The sequence below is a fragment of the Caulobacter sp. DWR3-1-2 genome (genome assembly GCF_049896225.1).
Taxonomy (GTDB): domain Bacteria; phylum Pseudomonadota; class Alphaproteobacteria; order Caulobacterales; family Caulobacteraceae; genus Caulobacter.
The window spans coordinates 248202-265219 of record NZ_JAFCTW010000004.1 but is presented as its reverse complement, the minus strand read 5'-3'; the positions used below and the strand labels follow the sequence as shown (position 1 = coordinate 265219).

17 protein-coding genes are annotated in these 17018 nt (G+C 66.9%); 10 read left to right on the top strand and 7 right to left on the bottom strand.

What is annotated here, in order from left to right:
• Position 1: 1 nt before the first annotated feature.
• Both ACP696_RS07890 and ACP696_RS07885 read right to left on the bottom strand, forming a co-directional pair.
• The gene (locus ACP696_RS07890; RefSeq protein WP_426010689.1) at positions 2–1000 is read right to left on the bottom strand and encodes a hypothetical protein; all 999 of its coding nucleotides are present in this window, start codon (positions 998–1000) and stop codon (positions 2–4) included.
• Positions 997–2343, bottom strand: coding sequence for a TolC family protein (locus ACP696_RS07885; protein WP_426010690.1), 1347 nt, complete (start codon positions 2341–2343; stop codon positions 997–999). Before ACP696_RS07885 ends, ACP696_RS07890 begins: the two co-directional genes overlap by 4 nt.
• A gap of 372 nt (positions 2344–2715) precedes the next feature.
• Here ACP696_RS07885 and ACP696_RS07880 point away from each other — a divergent pair, with 372 nt between their 5' ends.
• From ACP696_RS07880 to ACP696_RS07870, 3 genes are all read left to right on the top strand, one after another.
• Positions 2716–2988 (top strand): TrbC/VirB2 family protein, encoded by a 273-nt coding sequence (locus ACP696_RS07880; RefSeq protein ID WP_426010692.1) that lies wholly within the window; start codon positions 2716–2718, stop codon positions 2986–2988.
• A 1-nt stretch (position 2989) separates the two neighbouring features.
• Entirely contained in the window at positions 2990–3256 is a 267-nt protein-coding gene (locus ACP696_RS07875; RefSeq protein ID WP_426010694.1) for a VirB3 family type IV secretion system protein, read from the top strand.
• A 138-nt stretch (positions 3257–3394) separates the two neighbouring features.
• Complete coding sequence (locus ACP696_RS07870; protein ID WP_426010696.1) at positions 3395–4381, top strand: hypothetical protein; 987 nt, start codon at positions 3395–3397, stop codon at positions 4379–4381.
• A 13-nt stretch (positions 4382–4394) separates the two neighbouring features.
• Here ACP696_RS07870 and ACP696_RS07865 read toward each other — a convergent pair whose 3' ends face one another.
• Genes ACP696_RS07865 through ACP696_RS07855 form a run of 3 tightly spaced genes read right to left on the bottom strand, consistent with a single transcriptional unit; the run spans position 4395 to position 6350 of the window.
• Entirely contained in the window at positions 4395–5021 is a 627-nt protein-coding gene (locus ACP696_RS07865; protein WP_426010698.1) for a carbonic anhydrase, read from the bottom strand.
• The gene (gene maiA, locus ACP696_RS07860) at positions 5014–5655 is read right to left on the bottom strand and encodes a maleylacetoacetate isomerase (RefSeq protein ID WP_426010699.1); all 642 of its coding nucleotides are present in this window, start codon (positions 5653–5655) and stop codon (positions 5014–5016) included. The genes ACP696_RS07865 and maiA overlap by 8 nt, the downstream gene beginning before the upstream one ends.
• Before the next feature lie 8 nt (positions 5656–5663).
• On the bottom strand, positions 5664–6350 hold the full coding sequence (locus tag ACP696_RS07855) for a fumarylacetoacetate hydrolase family protein (protein ID WP_426010701.1): 687 nt from the start codon (positions 6348–6350) through the stop codon (positions 5664–5666).
• A gap of 206 nt (positions 6351–6556) precedes the next feature.
• On the opposite strand from ACP696_RS07855, the gene ACP696_RS07850 reads away from it, so the two are divergent.
• The 3 genes from ACP696_RS07850 to ACP696_RS07840 are packed head-to-tail and all read left to right on the top strand — an operon-like array spanning position 6557 to position 11482.
• On the top strand, positions 6557–7435 hold the full coding sequence (locus ACP696_RS07850) for an ABC transporter ATP-binding protein (protein WP_426010702.1): 879 nt from the start codon (positions 6557–6559) through the stop codon (positions 7433–7435).
• A 10-nt stretch (positions 7436–7445) separates the two neighbouring features.
• Entirely contained in the window at positions 7446–11063 is a 3618-nt protein-coding gene (locus ACP696_RS07845) for a M1 family aminopeptidase (protein ID WP_426010704.1), read from the top strand.
• Positions 11060–11482 carry a PaaI family thioesterase gene (locus ACP696_RS07840; RefSeq protein ID WP_426010705.1) on the top strand — a complete coding sequence of 141 codons (423 nt, stop codon included), beginning with the start codon at positions 11060–11062 and terminating at the stop codon, positions 11480–11482. Before ACP696_RS07845 ends, ACP696_RS07840 begins: the two co-directional genes overlap by 4 nt.
• A gap of 6 nt (positions 11483–11488) precedes the next feature.
• Here the strand turns inward: ACP696_RS07840 and ACP696_RS07835 are convergent, their stop codons facing one another.
• Complete coding sequence (locus tag ACP696_RS07835; protein WP_426029459.1) at positions 11489–12094, bottom strand: DUF4142 domain-containing protein; 606 nt, start codon at positions 12092–12094, stop codon at positions 11489–11491.
• A 121-nt stretch (positions 12095–12215) separates the two neighbouring features.
• Here ACP696_RS07835 and ACP696_RS07830 point away from each other — a divergent pair, with 121 nt between their 5' ends.
• Entirely contained in the window at positions 12216–13412 is a 1197-nt protein-coding gene (locus ACP696_RS07830) for a CaiB/BaiF CoA transferase family protein (protein WP_426010708.1), read from the top strand.
• A 32-nt stretch (positions 13413–13444) separates the two neighbouring features.
• Here the strand turns inward: ACP696_RS07830 and ACP696_RS07825 are convergent, their stop codons facing one another.
• Positions 13445–15361, bottom strand: coding sequence for an HWE histidine kinase domain-containing protein (locus tag ACP696_RS07825; protein ID WP_426010710.1), 1917 nt, complete (start codon positions 15359–15361; stop codon positions 13445–13447).
• A gap of 185 nt (positions 15362–15546) precedes the next feature.
• On the opposite strand from ACP696_RS07825, the gene ACP696_RS07820 reads away from it, so the two are divergent.
• The 3 genes from ACP696_RS07820 (at position 15547) to ACP696_RS07810 (ending at position 17013) form a co-directional block, all read left to right on the top strand.
• On the top strand, positions 15547–15921 hold the full coding sequence (locus tag ACP696_RS07820) for a hypothetical protein (protein WP_426010711.1): 375 nt from the start codon (positions 15547–15549) through the stop codon (positions 15919–15921).
• A complete protein-coding gene (locus tag ACP696_RS07815) occupies positions 15918–16319 on the top strand; it encodes a hypothetical protein (protein ID WP_426010713.1) in 402 nt (133 codons plus the stop codon). Before ACP696_RS07820 ends, ACP696_RS07815 begins: the two co-directional genes overlap by 4 nt.
• A 76-nt stretch (positions 16320–16395) precedes the next feature.
• On the top strand, positions 16396–17013 hold the full coding sequence (locus tag ACP696_RS07810; RefSeq protein ID WP_426010714.1) for a superoxide dismutase: 618 nt from the start codon (positions 16396–16398) through the stop codon (positions 17011–17013).
• The last annotated feature ends 5 nt before the right edge of the window (positions 17014–17018 follow it).

Here is a 17018-nt window from a genome sequence, read left to right as displayed (position 1 = left end):
GCTAGTCTTTCTCGCCGGGCTGCTCGCCGCCGCGTTCGATGGCGAGCAGTGTTCCCGCGCCGCCGCCCACCGCGACCACGTCGCCGGGGGAAAAGCCCGTTGTGACGAACCAGCCGCTCGCGATCGGACGGGCGTCCACCAGCTCACGTCGGACAAACACACCCGGGGCCGTGCGACGGTAGGCCCATACGGCATCGCGCCATCGCACCAGGGCTTCCCGAGGAACGATGACCCCGGACTCTGTGGAAGACTGTTCCAGGCTCGCGGCCAGCACGCGCCCGACTGTGGCGGACCGTGCCATCGGACCGCGGACGATGGCCAGCAGGCCGGCGCTTTGCAGCCGGGGGTCCGCCGCCGCCGCCGGACCGAGCACACTGACGGAAGCGGTGATGCCGCCGTCGGCGACGATCACCCGCGAGCCGTCCCTCGACGATGCGCCGGGGACATCGATCCGCACCAGGGCAGCCTTTCCGGCCGAGATCTCGCCCAGCAGCCTTTGACGGGCGGCCAGATCCAGTCGCGCCAGCCCCGCGCCGAATTCGAGTCCGACGCGGCGTTCGGCGAGATCTGTCCGCGCCGCATCGGCGGCGGCCTGGGCGCGGGCGGCTTCTACCGCCCGCGCCGACGCGCTCTGATCCTGTGCGGCCAGAGCGACAACGCGGCGCGCCTCGGCCTTGGAGGCAACGGCGGCCGCGCGCGCTGTGGCAATTTCAGCATTGATCGCGGCGAGGGTGCTGACATCCAGTCCTCGCGCGAAACCCTGCTTGATCTGTGGCGCGCCTCCGGCCGCTAAGGGCGCCACGCGCAAGCCCGCCCGCTCCTGTTGCGCGGCGCTGAGCCGAACCTCGCCATCGACGAGGGTGGCCAGGGACGCGGTCCCCCCAACTCCTTCCTCCACCGAGGCGCTTGGCGCCGTGCGATGCGCCGATGCGCCGAAAATCGCCAGCGCTGCCGTCGCGGCGCCTACGGCAGCCCAGCCGGCGGCGGTGTAACGGCTCATGGGCGGCTCCTCGAGGCGGTGTTCACGATCATCGTCTCGGGTCCTTCCAAGGGTCCGCGAAGAGCGTCTTCAAGACTGGCGTCGGCGGCGTGCACACGGGCCAGAGCGTCAAGTTCGGAGATGCGGGCGAGAAGGGCGCCGGCCTGAGCGGCGGCCCAATCCGTGCGGTCGATGGCCCCCTGCGCCAATTCGCGATCTGCCTGGGCGGCAAGGCGGGCCGCAGCGACGAGTTCGACCCGCCTCACGCGAGTGAGCGCCTCGCGCGCGGCGTGGGTCTCGGCCAATCCCGCGTCGATGGCCGCCTGCGATGTGGACACAACGGCCTCCAGCTTCCGTCCGGCTTCTGTCCGCTTGGCCTGCGCGGTCGCGATGGCGCCGCGATTGAGGTCGAGGGGCGGCAATACCAGACCAACGGACACTGGGATTTTCACCAGACCGCGCTCCCAGGTGTAGCCGGGCGCAATACTGATCGCCGGGTATTGGCGTGCGACCTCCGCGCGAAGGTCGGCTTCGGCCTGATCATAGGCGGCTACCGCCTTGAGCACGTCAGCCCGGGACAGGATGGCCCCGACGCGAGAATCGTCCGTCACCCGCGCGCCGGGATCATCAGTTGGCTCATCGAAACCCGCCCAGGTTAGGGCGAGCCCGTTCAGGGCCTCGAATGGTACGCCCAAAGCGGCGGCAAGTGACTTGATGGCGGCGCGAGCATTGCTGTTGGCGTCGGCGGCGCGACGAACGGCGTCGGCCCCATCAGCGCGGACGCGCTCCAGTTCGGCGCGCGACGCTTCCCCCGCGTTGACCCGATTCTCCATCGCCGCCAGCTGGCGCGCCCGCACCTGGGCTACGCGCTCGTAGGCGACGGCCTGGCGTTCCGCGATGAAGTAATCGGCTAACGCCCGTCGGACGGCCATGCGGACCGACCAGATTCTGTCGGCCTGGTCGTAACGCGCGATATCGACGGCGAGATCGAAGCTGGTTAGCCGGGCCTGGCGGCGGGCGCCCAGGTCGAGGGGGACGTCGAGCGCCCCACCGAGCAGCCAGGGGGAACTTTCGGCCGCGCTGCGGGCGTACTCGGCGCTCAGCGTGAACGTCGCGGCCGGGCCGACGCGAGACGCCTTGGCCGCTGCCAGGGCGCTGTCGACGCCCGCGCTCGAAGCGGCGATGTCAGGGTTATTGAGCAGCGCGCTCGCGAAGAGCGCCAGACGATCCAGGCGGGGGCCGCTCCAGGTCGCGTCGGGAGCGATTGACGCCACCTTGTCGCGAACCTGCCCCAGATTCAGAGTTCGGGTCCGAGCCTCCACTGCCAAGGCCGACGGCTCCACCGGCGCGGGCGCGTAGCTCACGCAGGCTGATAGAGACAGGGCGCTGAGCAGGACAATGAGAGTCGACTTCACGGAACGAGCGCCCCCGCGACGGGCGGTCGCTGGTCCGCTTATGGCTTCGGTCGGTCACGCCTGCACCTTGTCGATTCCCAAGAAAGACTGGGCGCTCAGCCCGGGGAAGCCGGAGGTTCGCCACCGTTAGGCCATCCTACTACGTGAACGCTATGGTCCCTCCCCTCGCGCCGTGACGCTCGAGGGCCAGGAGCGGGCAGGACTGTGCAAAACGCACTGAACGCACTTTTTAGATAAAAAGAGTGTTTGAGCTAGACTTCCTTGGGTTTCAGTCGTGGGTAGCCCGGCATTCGCGGGCGTCGGCATCGGGAGACCCCACCCATGAATCCGATCCGAAATGTCTCGTCCGCGCCGCTTCGTTTCGGTCGAGCCGCCCATGCCGTGATGCTCGCCGCCAGTGTCGGCCTGTTTCTGGCCACCCCAGCTGGAGCGGCTGGTGGCGGCACCGCCATGCCATTGGAGGGCCCGCTCACCACGGTGATGCAGTCGCTCTGCGGTCCCGTCGCCAAGGCTGTCGGCATCATCGCCATCGCCTTCACCGCCACGACCTTCGTCAGCACCTTCTTCAACCCCACCGCCGGAGCGGCGTTCTGAGGTGGCGCAGTCGGAAATCGAGGGTTTGGAGATCGCCTTCCACAGCTCCCTTTCGGAGCCGGTGACGATCGCGGGCGTTCCGCAAATGATCGCTGTGCTGAACGGCACTCTGACGGCCGTCCTGGCGCTGGGCCTCCAGGTTCCCCTGATCAGCATCCCGATCGGCCTGGCCATCCACGGAGCCTGCCACTGGCTCAACAAGCGCGACCCCTACTTCTTCGACGCCCTCGGGCGGCACATCCGCCAACGGCCCTACCTGGACGCCTGACGACGGGCGCGCCCTTCGTCGGCGCGCGACCGAACCCTATCCAGCGCATCTCCACCAAGCGCCACTACGTTAAGGCGCCGGAGACCCCGGCCTAATCTTGACGCCTTCCTGACGGACGACGATTTCCAGGGGGACCTCGTGCCGCGCCTGGGCGGCGGCTATGTGCGAACCACCTCGGTGCGCGCCTATCCGGCGACCTCCTCGCCGGGCTTGCTGGACCGCCTGAACGAGCTGGGCAAAACGACCGCTGGGTGTGCCGCTTCCTGCCCCTCGACAAGAGAAGACGCCCTCAAGGCGGTGACCACAGTCCGCAAGCGCTGGTTCGCCAAGCGCAAGGGCGTCATGGCGCTGCTGAAGGAGGCCATCACCCGGGAGCCCTCGGTCCTGGAGGATCCCGACGCGGCGGCCAAGTCGATGGACGCCGATGCGGCGTTGGTCATCCTCGGTGGCGACTACGCCTCGATCGGCTATTTCACGCCGACGGTGACCTTAATGGACACCGACCCCGACCGGCTGGCCGACCGGGTTCGCGAGGTCGAAAGCGCCATCAACCGGGTCGGCTTCGTCTGCAAGGTCGAGGACGTCAACGCCGTCGAGGCCTGGATCGGCAGCCTGCCCGGCCAGGCCTACGCCGATCTGCGCCGGCCCCTCGTCTCGTCGCTGAACCTTTGCGACATGATGCCGATGTCGGCCATCTGGCCTGGCCCGACGCGCAATGAACACCTCGGGTCCGAATGCGCCAAGCGTGGCCACCCGGGCGACCAGCCGCCGTTGATGTTCACCCGCACGGCGGGGACCACGCCGTTCCGCTTCGATTTGCATCAGGGCGACGTCGGCCACACGATGTTGCCGATCTTCTTCGTCGCCTGGCTGGTCGGGATGGTCTACGGGATCACGCTGGTGCTGGTGATGTCCAGGCTTGAGCGCCTGGAGAATCCCGGCTCGCTGGCTAGATCCCTGTGGGCCGGCGTCTCGTCAAACTTCCCGTGGAAAACGATGCCCTTCCTGTTCAGCGGACGGCACAACAGCTTCAACGATCGCAAGTTGTCGCGCCTGGTGATGACCGGGCGGACGCTGCTGGTCCTCTGTGTGCCGCTATATGCCTACGTGTTCCTGCACGCCTGATCTAACGAGGCGATCAACACGGCCCGCTGGCCACCCGCTCGTAATCCTCCAGGCTGGAAATCCCGACATCGAGGTCGTTCACCAGGCCGTTGGCCAGGGAATAGACCCAGCCGTGCACCGACACGGGTTGGCCGCGCGCCCAGGCGTCGTGGACGAAGACGTCGGAGGCGACGTTGCGGACCTGGCGGATGACGTTCAGCTCGCACAGGCGGTTGAGCTTGTCCTTCTGCGTCGGCAGGGCGGCGAGCTCGTGCTTGTGCTCGGCGTGAACCTCGCGGATCGGGTGCAGCCAGTGATCGACCAGGCCACGCCGCTGGCCGTCGATCGCCGCCGCCACGCCGCCGCAGCCATAGTGGCCCACGACCATCACGTGCTTGACCTTGAGCACATCGACCGCGAACTGAAGCACGCTGAGATAGTTCGCATCCTGCGGCGGGGCTAGGTTGGCGACGTTGCGGTGGACGAACAGCTCGCCCGGGTCCAGCCCGACGATGTCGTTGGCCGGCACGCGGCTGTCGCTGCAGCCGATCCACAGATATTCCGGGCTCTGCTGGCCTTCCAGTCGCTTGAAGAACTGCGGGTCGGCCTCGGTCTTGCGCAGCGACCAGACCAGATTGTTGTTCTTGAGGTCTTCAAGCATGGAGGGCGTCCGGCTGGAGGTTGGGATGGGCGGCGGCGATGGTCGGATGCTCGGCGGCCCGCGCGGCGACGGCGCGGATCGCTGGAAACGGCGTCAGGTCCACCTTGAAGCGTTCGGCGTTATAGATCTGCGGAACCAGGCAGCAATCGGCCAGGCCGGGCGCATCGCCAAAGGCGAAGCCTCGGCCATGTTTGGCCACCATGGGCTCCAGCGCGGTGAAGCCGTCGGTGATCCAGCGCGTGGCCCAGGCGTTACGCGCCGGCTCCTCGACGCCCAGTCCGGTCAGGGCCCGCAGGATGCGCAGGTTGTTCAATGGATGGATGTCGCAAGCGACGATCTCGGCCATGGCGCGGACCACGGCGCGGTCGAACGGGTCGGCAGGCAGCAGGCGAGGCTCGGGAACCGTCTCGTCCAGCCATTCCAGGATCGCCAGGCTTTGGGTCAGAGCCCTGCCGTCCACTTCGAGCGTCGGCAAAAGCCGCTGGGCGTTGAGCGCGACATAGGCGGCTTCGTGGTGCTGGCTGTGGACCAAATCGACGGGGGCGACCTCATAGGCGAGCCCCTTGAGGTTCAAGCCAATCCGAACGCGATAGGGCGCGCTGGCCCGCCAGGCGCTGTGCAGGGTGAGTTTCATGCGCCGCCTCAGACTACCGTGAAGATAAGCTGGCCCACGCCCTCGACCTCGCCCGTCACCGTGTCGCCCCGCCCGATGGCGGCGACGCCCTCGGGGGTGCCGGTGAAGATCAGGTCGCCGGCCATCAGGGTCCAAAGTTTGGAGGCCTCGGCGATCACTTCCGGGATGGTCCAGATCATGTCGGCGATCTGGCCGAGCTGGCGCTCCTGGCCGTTGACCGACAGGCGGATGGCGCCGTCGACGCTGGCCTGGTCGATCGGGCGGATGGCGGTGATCGGGGCGCTGGCGTCGAAGCCCTTGGCGGCGTCCCACGGCTGGCCCTTGGCCTTGGCGGCGGCCTGCAGGTCGCGGCGGGTCAGGTCGACGCCGACCGCGTAGCCGAACACATGGTCCATCGCCGCCTCGACAGCAATGTTGGCGCCGCCCGACTTCAGGGCCACCACCAGTTCGATCTCGTGGTGCAGGTCGTGGGTTGCTGGCGGGTAGGGAACCTTGCCTGGCGCTGTCAGCACCACGACCGCGTCGGCGGGTTTGGCGAAGAAGAACGGCGGGTCGCGGTCGTCGCCGCCCATCTCGCGCCGGTGGGCGGCATAGTTGCGGCCGACGCAGAGAATGCGCCTTACGGGAAAGACCGCGTCGCTCCCTTCGACCGGGACCGTGGGCGGGGCGGGCGGGGGAAAGGCGAAGTGGGTCATGCCGTCTGATTAACCTCAAACCCGCGTCGCCAAAAGACCGCCGCCGTGAAAAGCCTTCCGCAGGACATGTTCCTGAAACATCCTACCCAAGTCCCGCGTCTAGACGTTCTTTCACTTGCCCCGACAGGCGACGACGAGTCATGACGGGTGAGACAATTGTGGCGAAAACCCGACAGACCCGGAATCGCAGGGACCTTGGACCAACGATGCTGATCATCGAGAACCTGACCCACGTCTACGCCAATGGCGTGAAAGCCCTCGACGAGGTCAGCCTGACGATCCCGCGCGGCATGTACGGCCTGCTTGGCCCGAACGGTGCGGGCAAGTCGACCCTGATGCGCACCGTCGCCACCCTGCAGGCCCCGACCTCCGGCCACATCCGCTTCGGCGACATCGACGTGCTCAAGTCGCCTGACCTGCTGCGGCGGACACTGGGCTATCTGCCTCAGGATTTTGGCGTCTATCCCCGGGTTTCCGCCTACGACATGCTCGACCACATGGCGGTGCTCAAGGGCATTTCCGGCGCCAAGGAGCGCAAGGACGTCGTCGAGAGCCTGCTGAACCAGGTCAATCTGTGGACCGTGCGCAAGAAGGCCATCGCCGGCTTCTCCGGGGGCATGCGCCAGCGCTTCGGCATCGCCCAGGCCCTGATCGGCGATCCGCGCCTGATCATCGTCGACGAGCCGACCGCCGGCCTCGACCCGGAGGAGCGCAACCGCTTCCTCAACCTGCTGTCCGAGATCGGCGAGAACGTGGTGGTGATCCTGTCGACCCACATCGTCGAGGACGTGTCGGACCTCTGCCCGGCCATGGCGATCATCTGCGAAGGCCGCATCGTGCGCGAGGGCGCGCCCTCCGAGTTGATGGCCCAACTGGCCGGCCGGATCTGGCGCAAGACCATCGACAAGGCCGACCTCGAAGCCGCCAAGGATCGGTATCAGGTCATTTCCACCCGCCTGCTGGGCGGCCGCACCGTGATCCACGTCCTGGCCGACCAAGACCCCGGCGCGGGCTTCGCCCAGGTGGAGGGCGGTCTGGAAGACGTTTACTTCTCCACCCTCTCCAATACCCGGCGAGCAGCCTAAGGGCGTGGGCATGTTCGGAAAAGTCGCCGCCTTCGAGTTCCGCTACCAGGCGCGCCAGCCGGTATTCTGGGTGGGAACATTCATCTTCTTCCTGATGGCGTTTGGAACGGTGGCGTCCAGCAATATCAACATCGGATCCTCGGGCAACGTCCACAAGAACGCCGCGACGGCGATCGCCGGCGGTAACCTGTTCTTCGCCCTCGTCTTCATGTTCGTCACGACGGCCTTCGTGGCCAATATCGTGGTGCGCGACGACGACACCGGCTTTGCGGGTATCCTTCGATCCACGCGCCTGTCGAAGTTCGACTACCTCTATGGCCGGTTTACCGGCGCCTTCGCGGCCGCCGCCCTGTCCTTCCTGGCGGTTCCAGCCGGCATGCTTCTGGGCACGCTGATGCCATGGGTCGATCCGGAGACCCTCGGCTCCTTCGTGATCGGCCACTACGCCTTCGCCTACCTGGCCCTGGCTTTGCCGGCGATCTTCCTGACCTCGGCGATCTTCTTCGCCCTGACCACGGTGACGCGATCGATGATGTGGACCTATGTCGGCGTCATCGCCTTCATGGCCCTGCAGTTCATGGGCGGCGTATTCCTTCGCCAGCCCGGCCTGGAACGGATCGCCGCCCTGTTCGACCCGTTCGGCGGCGGCGCCTTCCGACTGGCGACGCTCTACTGGACGGCGGCCGAGCGCAACACCCTGACCCCGCCGCTCACGGGCTATCTGCTGGCCAACCGCCTGCTGTGGACAGCGCTCGCCCTGGCCATTCTCGCGGCCGGCTACTGGCTGTTCGACACGCGCAAGACCGAGGGCGCGACAGGGCGGCGCGACAAGAGCCAAGCGGAGGTCCAACCGCCCACAACAACCACGGTCCATGCCCCGCCGCGTTTCGACGCGATCTCACGCTGGACGCAGCTGTGGGTTCGCGCCCGCCTGGACGCCCAGCAGGTTTTCCTGAGCCCCGCCTATCTGGTCCTGGTCGGCCTGGCCGCCGTGCTGGCCCTGGTCAATCTCTGGTACGCGACGGACGACAGCCTCTATGGCGGGGCGGTCTATCCGGTCACCCGGATCATGATCGGCGCCATGAACGGCATCTTCCCATTCATGACCATGATCATCGCCGCCTTCTATGCCGGCGAACTGGTCTGGCGCGAGCAGGATCGCAAGACGCACGAACTGATCGACGCCACGCCGATCCCCGATTGGGCCTTCGTGGCCCCCAAGACCCTGGCCATCGCCTTGGTCCTGACCTCGACCTTCCTGATCAGCGTCGCGGTGTCGATCGGCATGCAGCTGGCCAAGGGCTACACCCATCTGGAACTGGGAAACTACCTGGTCTGGTGGGTGCTGCCGCAGACTGTCGACTGTTTGCTGGTGGCCGTGCTGGCGGTGTTCCTGCAAGTCATCTCGCCGCACAAGTTCGTCGGCTGGGGCCTGATGGTGCTCTACATCATCGGCACGATCGTGGCGTCCAGCTGGGGTCTGGAACACAACCTTTATCTCTATGCCAGCGCGCCCATGGTCCCGATCTCGGACTTCAATGGACTGAGCCGGTTCTGGGTGGGGGCCTGGTGGTTCCGGCTCTACTGGGCGGCCTGCGCGGTGCTACTGCTGGTGCTGAGCCATGTCCTTTGGCGGCGAGGGACCGAGACCCGGTTGCGGCCTCGCCTGGCGGCCTTGCCGCGTCGGCTGATGGGGCGGCCCGGCCTGATCGCCGGCGGCGCCCTGCTGGTGTTCGTAGGCCTGGGCGGGTTCATCTACCTGAACACCAATATCTGGAATCCGTACCGCACCAGCCTCGGCAACGAGCGCTGGCAGGCCGACTACGAAAAGGCCCTGCTGCCGTTCGAGAACACGCCGCAGCCGAAGATCATCGCGGTGACTCTCGATGTCAGCATTCGGCCTGGCATGCCGCGCATCGACACCAAGGGTGTCTACGAGATCGAGAACCGCACCGACAAGCCGCTGCGCGAAATCCACATCCGCTTCGATCGCGACCTGAAGGTGCTGGCCCTGTCGATCGAGGGGGCTCGGCCGAAAAAGACCTTCGAACGCTTTAACTACCGGATTTTCGCCTTCGACACGCCGATGCAGCCGGGCGAGCGTCGCTCGATGTCGTTCAGCACCGCACGCGTCCAGCTGGGTTTCCCCAATAGCGGGGCCGACACAGGCATGGTCGACAACGGGACCTTCATCAACGATCAGGGCCTGGCCCCGACCCTGGGCATGGACCGCGCAGGCCTTTTGAAGGATCGCACCAAGCGCCGCAAATACGGTCTGCCGGCCGAGCTTCGCATGGCCAAGCTGGGCGATGGTCCCTCGCGCGCCTTCAACGGCCTGCGTCGTGATAGCGATTGGGTGACCGCCGACATCACCGTCACCACCGACGCCGATCAGACGCCGATCGCGCCGGGCTACAAGGTCTCAGAGAGTATCTGGCATGAAAGCGCCAAGCTGACGGGTCCGGTGACCAAAGCCGGCGACCGGCGGACAGCCCGGTTCGTGACCGAGGCTCCGATCCTGCACTTCTTCTCGATCCAGTCGGCGCGCTACGCGGTGCGCACCGAGCCCTACAAGGGTGTGCAGCTGTCGATCTATTACGACCCAGCCCATGCCTGGAACGTTGAGCGGATGCTGGACTCGATGAAGCGGTCGCTGGATTATGACCAGGCTAATTTCAGCCCCTACCAGTTCCGCCAGCTGCGTTATCTGGAGTTCCCGGCCTATGGCAATTTCGCCCAGTCGTTCGCCAACACCATCCCGTGGTCGGAGAATCTCGGCTTTGTCTCCAAGTATCAGGACCAGACCAAGATCGACATGGTCACCTATGTCGGGGCGCACGAGATCGCCCACCAATGGTGGGCCCACCAGCTGATCGGCGCCGACCAGCAGGGCGGGCCGGCTCTGGCCGAGACCCTGGCCCAGTACTCGGCCCTGATGGTCATGAAGAAGACCTACGGCGAGCCGATGATCCGCAAGTTCCTGAAGTATGAACTGGACCGCTATTTGCGGGCGCGGGGCGGCGAGGTGATCGAGGAACTGCCGCTCGAGCGCGTCGAGGAGCAGCCCTACATCTATTACAACAAGGGCTCGCTGGTCATGTACCGGCTGGCCAACGAGATCGGCGAGGACAACGTCAACGCCGCTCTGCGCGAGATGCTGACCGGCTATGCCTTCAAGGGCCCGCCTTACCCAACCACCCTAGAACTGGTGGCCGCCCTGCGTCGCCACGCCCCCGCCGACAAGCAGGCTCTGATCACCGACCTGTTCGAGAAGATCACGCTGTATGACCTGAAGACCACCTCGGCCAGCGCCCGCAAGCGTGCCGACGGCCAGTTCGACGTCACTCTGATGATCGACGCGAAAAAGCTCTATGCCGAGGGCCACGGTCGGGAACAGGCGGCGCCAATGAGCGAGCCCATGGACATCGGCCTGTTCTCGCTGGAGCCGGGCAAGAAGGGCTTTGGTCCCGACAAGGTGATCGCCATGGAGCGGCGGACCATCCGTTCAGGAACCCAGACCCTGACCTTCGTCACCAAGGTCGCCCCCAAGGTGGCGGGGGTGGATCCCTACAACGTGGTCATCGACCGCAACGGTGATGACAATGTCATCAAGGTCGATATGAAATGAGCGAGGCGGCGCTGAAGCTCGATGCGGCGGCTCTGAACGCCTTCCTGGCCAAGGCTTTTCCCGAGGCCGGGGCGCATCTGCCGGAGGTGGTCGAGGCGGAGCCGGGGCGGGTGCTGATGCGTCAGGCGTTCGCCACCCGGGCGCTGCGGCCGGGCGGCCTGATTTCGGGGCCGACCCAGATGGCCATGGCCGACACGGCGGGCTACGCCCTGGTGCTGGCCCATATCGGCGAGGTGGCGATGGCGGTGACCACGTCTCTCACCATCCACTTCCTGCGCGGCGCCAAGCCGGGGGATCTCTACGCGGAAGGAGCCCTGCTCAAGCTCGGCCGCCGCATCGCGACGGCCGATGTCCTGATCTGGTCGGAATCGCGCGAGCGAGCCTGCGCCAAGGCGACGGTCGCCTACGCGATTCCTTGAACCGTTCTATTTGGCCTTGTCGAAGCCGTTCTTCAGGCCTTCGGCCATGTTCAGATGTTCCTGAACGGCAGGGGCCGTGGCGGCGGCGAAGGCCTTGATGGCCGCGGTGTCGCCGTCTTGGGCGTAGCGTTGCATTAGGTTCAGGGCTGCTTGATGCACATCGACCTGATCGTCGGCATAGGTCTTGTCAAAGTCGCCGTCGCTGGACTTGTTCAAGTCGTCCAGCTTGTCCTGCAGATCGGCGGGCAAGGCGGTCGGCGGGGTGATCATCGCGCCGGAGGCGGCGATGGCGGCCTTCAGATCAGCCGTAGTCTTGGTGTGAGCCTTTTCCATCATCATGGCGAATTTCTTCACCTCGGCGTTGGTCGAGCGTTTGGCGACGACCTTGGACGCTTCGACTTCGTACATGTCGGTGGCGGCGGCCTTGGCGACGAAGGTGGCGGCCTTGGTCTCGTCCGACGGGGTCGGAACAGTGGCCGCCGGGTTGGCGTCCGGAGTCGCGGCCTGTTCGGCCGGCGTCGCGGCGCCCTTGGTCTCGTCGGCCTTGGGGCCGCACGCGGCGAGGCTGAGGGCGGCGAAGGCGGCGCCAACGATGAGAAGCTTGCGAGTCATGGCTTTCTTTCCCTGCGCGTTTTTCTAGAACGTTGATCGCTCAGGCGCCGCGCCGCGCCGTCGTGGCAATACAACTTCACGTGGCCGTGATGGTTCCGTGATGGTCGAGGGAACGAAGAACATGGCCAAGGCGCCTCTGGACGAGCTTCGGGTGATCGAGATGGGTTCGCTGATCGCTGGGCCGTTCTGCGGCCAGGTGCTGGGCGACTTCGGCGCCGAGGTCATCAAGCTGGAAGACCCGGGCGTCGGCGATCCGATGCGCCAGTGGGGCCGAACCAAGCCCAAGGGTCATTCGCCTTGGTGGCCGGTGATCGGCCGCAACAAAAAGTCCGTGACGCTGGATCTGCGCACGCCCGAAGGCCGCGACGTGGCTCGCGCCCTGATCAATACGGCCGACGTCGTTGTCGAGAACTTCCGCCCCGGCACGCTGGAGAAGTGGGGCATGGGCTATGACGTCCTGGCCAAGACCAATCCTGGCCTGGTGATGGCTCGGGTCTCGGGGTTCGGCCAGACCGGCCCCTATGCGCACCGCGCGGGCTACGCGCTGATCGGCGAGGCCATGGGCGGCCTGCGCCACATCACCGGCGAGCCCGACCGCCCGCCGGCCCGGGCGGGCATCTCGATCGGCGACAGCCTGGCGGGCCTCAACGCGGCGCTGGGCGTGATGCTAGCCATACACGCGCGTCACGCCACGGGCCGAGGCCAGGTGGTGGATGCGGCGATCTATGAAAGCGTGCTGACGGTGATGGAGAACCTGATCACCGAATATGACCTGTCAGGCTATGTCCGCGAGCGGTCCGGCGCCATCCTGCCCGGCATCGCCCCGTCCAACGTCTATCCCACGCGCAGCGGCGAACTGATCCTGATCGGCGCCAACCAGGACAGCCTGTTCAAGCGCCTGTGCGACGCCATGGGCCGGCCGGAGCTGGCGATCGACGCGCGCTATCGCGACCACGCGGCGCGCGGCGCGAACCAGGTCCAGCTCGACGCCACCATCGCCGGCTGGACGGTCGAGCACGACATCGAGACCTTGTTGCCGCTGCTGGAGGAGGCCGGACTGGCGGTTGGCCGGGTCTATCGCGCGCCCGACATGCTGAAGGATCCGCAGTTCATCGCCCGCGAGTCGATCGTCGAGGTGGCCCACCCGGTGTTCGGGACCGTCAAGATGCAGAACGCCTTCCCGAAGCTGTCGGAAACGCCGGGCGGCGTGCGTTGGCCGGGGCCAGGCTTGGGCGAGCATACGGACGCGGTGCTGGCCGAAGTGGCGGGGCTGTCGGTGGAAGCGATCGCGGGGCTGCGGGCGCGGGGAGTGATCTGAAGTCCTCCCCCGCAGGGGCAGGAATTGGGCTTTCACCCCCGTCCCGTCACCGAAGCCAGGGCCCGCGCGATCTGGTGGACATTGTAGGGCTTGCGAACGATCGGGGCGTCGAAGCCCATGGGCGCGGCCTTGTCGGCATAACCGGTGGCGAACACGAAGGGCCGGCCCTCGCGGCGCAGAACCTCGGCGACAGGCGCCACGGACTTGCCGTTCAGGTCGGCGTCGAGCACGGCGGCGTCGAAGGTCAGCTCCAGCATCTGCAGGGCCTCCGACAGCTCGGACGCGCAGCCCACCACCTCGACCCCGGAATCCTCCAGCCCCGCCTCCAGCTCCATGGCCAGCAGCAGCGAATCCTCGACGATCAGCACCTTGAGCCCCGCGATGTCGCCGGCCTTGAAGGTGTCCTCGCCGCTGCGGAAGGTCTCGACGATTCGCTCGGCTTGCGGCGCGACGGGCTCGGGCTCGGGGGTATCGACCAAGGCGTCGGCGGCGGCGTGTATCATGGCCGTGACGCCGCTGCGGCGGTATTCGATGGTCGCGCGGCCCTTCAGCTCGCGGCCGACGACGTCCTCGATCAGGGTCGCGCCGAAGCCCCGGGTGGCGGGCGGCGAGGTCAGGGGGCCGCCCGTCTCCAGCCATTCCAGATTGAAACCGCCGCCCGGCGCGGCGCGCCAGACCACCTCGACCCGGCCGGCCTCGGTCGACAGCGAACCGAACTTGACGGCGTTGACCGCCAGTTCATGCAGGGTCAGCGACAGGGCCGCCGCGGCGCGAGGGGTCAGAAACATCTCCGGACCGTCCCAGCGGGTCTGGTTGGGGGCGAGGCCTCCCAGCTCGGCGGCGGCGATCCGCGCCAGAGTGGCGCCGCGCCAGCGGGCGGCGCTGAGCAGGTCGTGGGCCGAGCTCATCGCCTTTAGCCGGCCGGTGAAGGCCTTGAGGAACCCGTCCAGCGACGAGGCCTTGCGCGCCGACTGGCCGGCCACCGATTGCACGGCCGCCAGCAGGTTCTTGATGCGGTGGTCCAACTCGGTCAGCAGGTTCTCGCGCTGATCGTCTGCGTCGCGGCGGGCGGTGATATCCTGCACCACCCCGATATGGCGGATGGGGGTGTCCTCGCCGTCAAGAACCCGCACCCCGGCGGCGCGGATCCACACCGTGCGGTCGGCGGGCGACACGAACCGCCGGAATTCCACCTCGTAGCGGCCGCCAGCCCTCAACTGCTCTTCGACTCTGGCGCGCGCCGCAGTGCGGTCGTCCGGATGGATGAAGTCGTAAAGCGTCTGGCTGGTCAGGGCGGCCCGATCGCCGACCGGGGTGTCCATGATTCGCGCCATGCGGGGGCTGATCTGCATGACATGGGCGTTCATATCCCATTCGAACTCGCCGAGATTGGCCGCGCCCAGAGCCAGGGCGATCCGCTCGCTGTCGAGCGCGCGCTCGGCGATATTGCGGGCGGTCTCAGCGTCGTGCAGCAGCTCTTCCATGGCCAGGGCCGCCAGCTCGGCCAGGGCCTCGACCAGGCCATTGTCGATCGCGTCGCGAGGTTGGGGATCCTCGACGGTCAGCAGGCCAACCACTTGGCCCGAGGGATCGGTGAGCGGAGCGCAGGCAAAAAACCGGCTGTCGGCGGCGAAGGGACGGATCGTCTGGTCGGGAACTGCGGCGATGTCGCCATGCGCGATGACACCGCAGTCGCGCAGGCGTTCGGTGAGGGTGGCGGGGCGGGCCTCTTCTCCATCCTGGAAGCCGATCCTGGCCTTCAGCCAGACGCGGTCCTTTCCGATCAGGCGGATCGCCGCCTTGGGGGCGTTGAACAGGCGTAAGGCCAGGCGGACGATCCGGTCGAACCGGGGGTCGAAGGGATCGCCGTCGATGGCGCGAAGGGCGTCGAGGGCGCGCAGTCGCTGCGCCTCTTGATCATCTGCCAGCGATCCGCCCGCATCGTCCATGAATCGACCATAGACCGGGTTCGCGTGATGCGCGAGATCGATAAATCTCGTGCCTCGCTGATCGTATGTGGTGAAGCTTCAGCCTTGGCGCTAGAATGGAACTTGTCGCCCTGGCTTTGCGTTTTGCGGGCGCAGCTTTGCCGCTGTCCGCCCCGAAGCCCGAGCCGCGAAACCGGAGACCTCCCATGTCCGACAACAGCCTGAACCCCGCGATCAAGGAGGCCAACAAGGCCTCGTCGAGCGCCGGCGCCGCTCTCGACCACGCCGAACGCAGCTTCGGCGAAGCCGCCGCTGCGGCCAAGAGCCACTTCACCGACACCAAGGCCAACCTGACCGACGCCGCCAAGCGCATCGAGCATTCGCTGACCCAGGGCCTCGAGACCCTGCGCGCCCAGACCCGCACCTATACCGACACCGCCGGCCAACAGGTCGATGAAGCCGGTCGCTATGTCAGCGAGCGGGTTCGCGAGCGTCCGATCACCGCTACCCTGGCCGGCCTCGGCGTCGGCGTCTTGCTGGGCCTTCTGCTGGCCGGAAATCGTAGCGGCCACAACAAGTGATCTTCGAAAAGACCCTGACCACCCTGGCAGCGGCTGCGGCGATCGCCGCAGCCGCTGCTGTGAGCGTCGTGGCCGCCGCCTTCGCCCTGTACGCCGTGATCCAGCCTCACCTGGGCGCGGCGGGCGGGGCCGCGATCGTCGCCGCAGTCGCCGCGCTGGTCGTCGGGATCGCCGGGCTGCTGGCGGCGCGCAAGGCGGAGGTCGGGGTTGGGCTGTCGTCGGCCCCGGCCCCGGACGCGCTGTTCTTCGCCGAGAAGGCGCTGGAGATGGTCAAGGCGCGGCCGATCCTCACGATCGGCGCCGGCTTGGCTGCGGGCTTGATTGCTTTCCGCAACCCCGCCCTGGCGGCGATCGTCGCCAAGGCGCTGTTCGACTCCCAGAAGCCGCTGCCGCGCTAGTCGCCCACGGCTGCCCCCCCTTGGTTTTCCGCGCCCCTCCTCTCATCTCCCGGGGGCGTCTTGCTCTGGAGCGATCATGTTCAAACTCCCCGACCTGCCCTATGCCTATGAAGCCCTGGAACCGACGATCTCGGCAAACACGCTTCATTTCCATCACGACAAGCACCATGCGGCCTATGTGAACGCCTTGAACGGGCTGCTGCTGGAGGGCGACAAGCGTCCTCTGGAAGCGGTCATCCGCGAGGCCGGTCCCGGCAAGGTGTTCAACAACGCCGCCCAGGCCTGGAACCACGCGTTCTTCTGGGACTGCATGAGCGCCGACCAGGCGGCCCCGTCGGCCGAGCTTTCGGCCGCGATCGCCGAGGCGTTTGGCGATCTGTCCGGCCTGAAGGAGAAGTTCGTCGCCGAGGGCGTCGGTCACTTCGGTTCGGGCTGGGTTTGGCTGGCCGTCCAGGCCGGCAAGCTGGTGATCCTCTCGACCCACGACGCCGACGACACCCTGACCAAGAACGGGGTCACCCCGCTGCTGGTCTGCGACGTCTGGGAACACGCCTACTATCTGGACCACCAGAACAACCGTAAAGGCTTCCTGGAAGCCTGGTTCGACGTCCTGCCCAACTGGGCGTTCGCCGATGCGCAGTTCGCGGCGGCCAAGGGCGACGGCGCGGCCTGGACCTATCCCGAACCGGCTTGACCTCA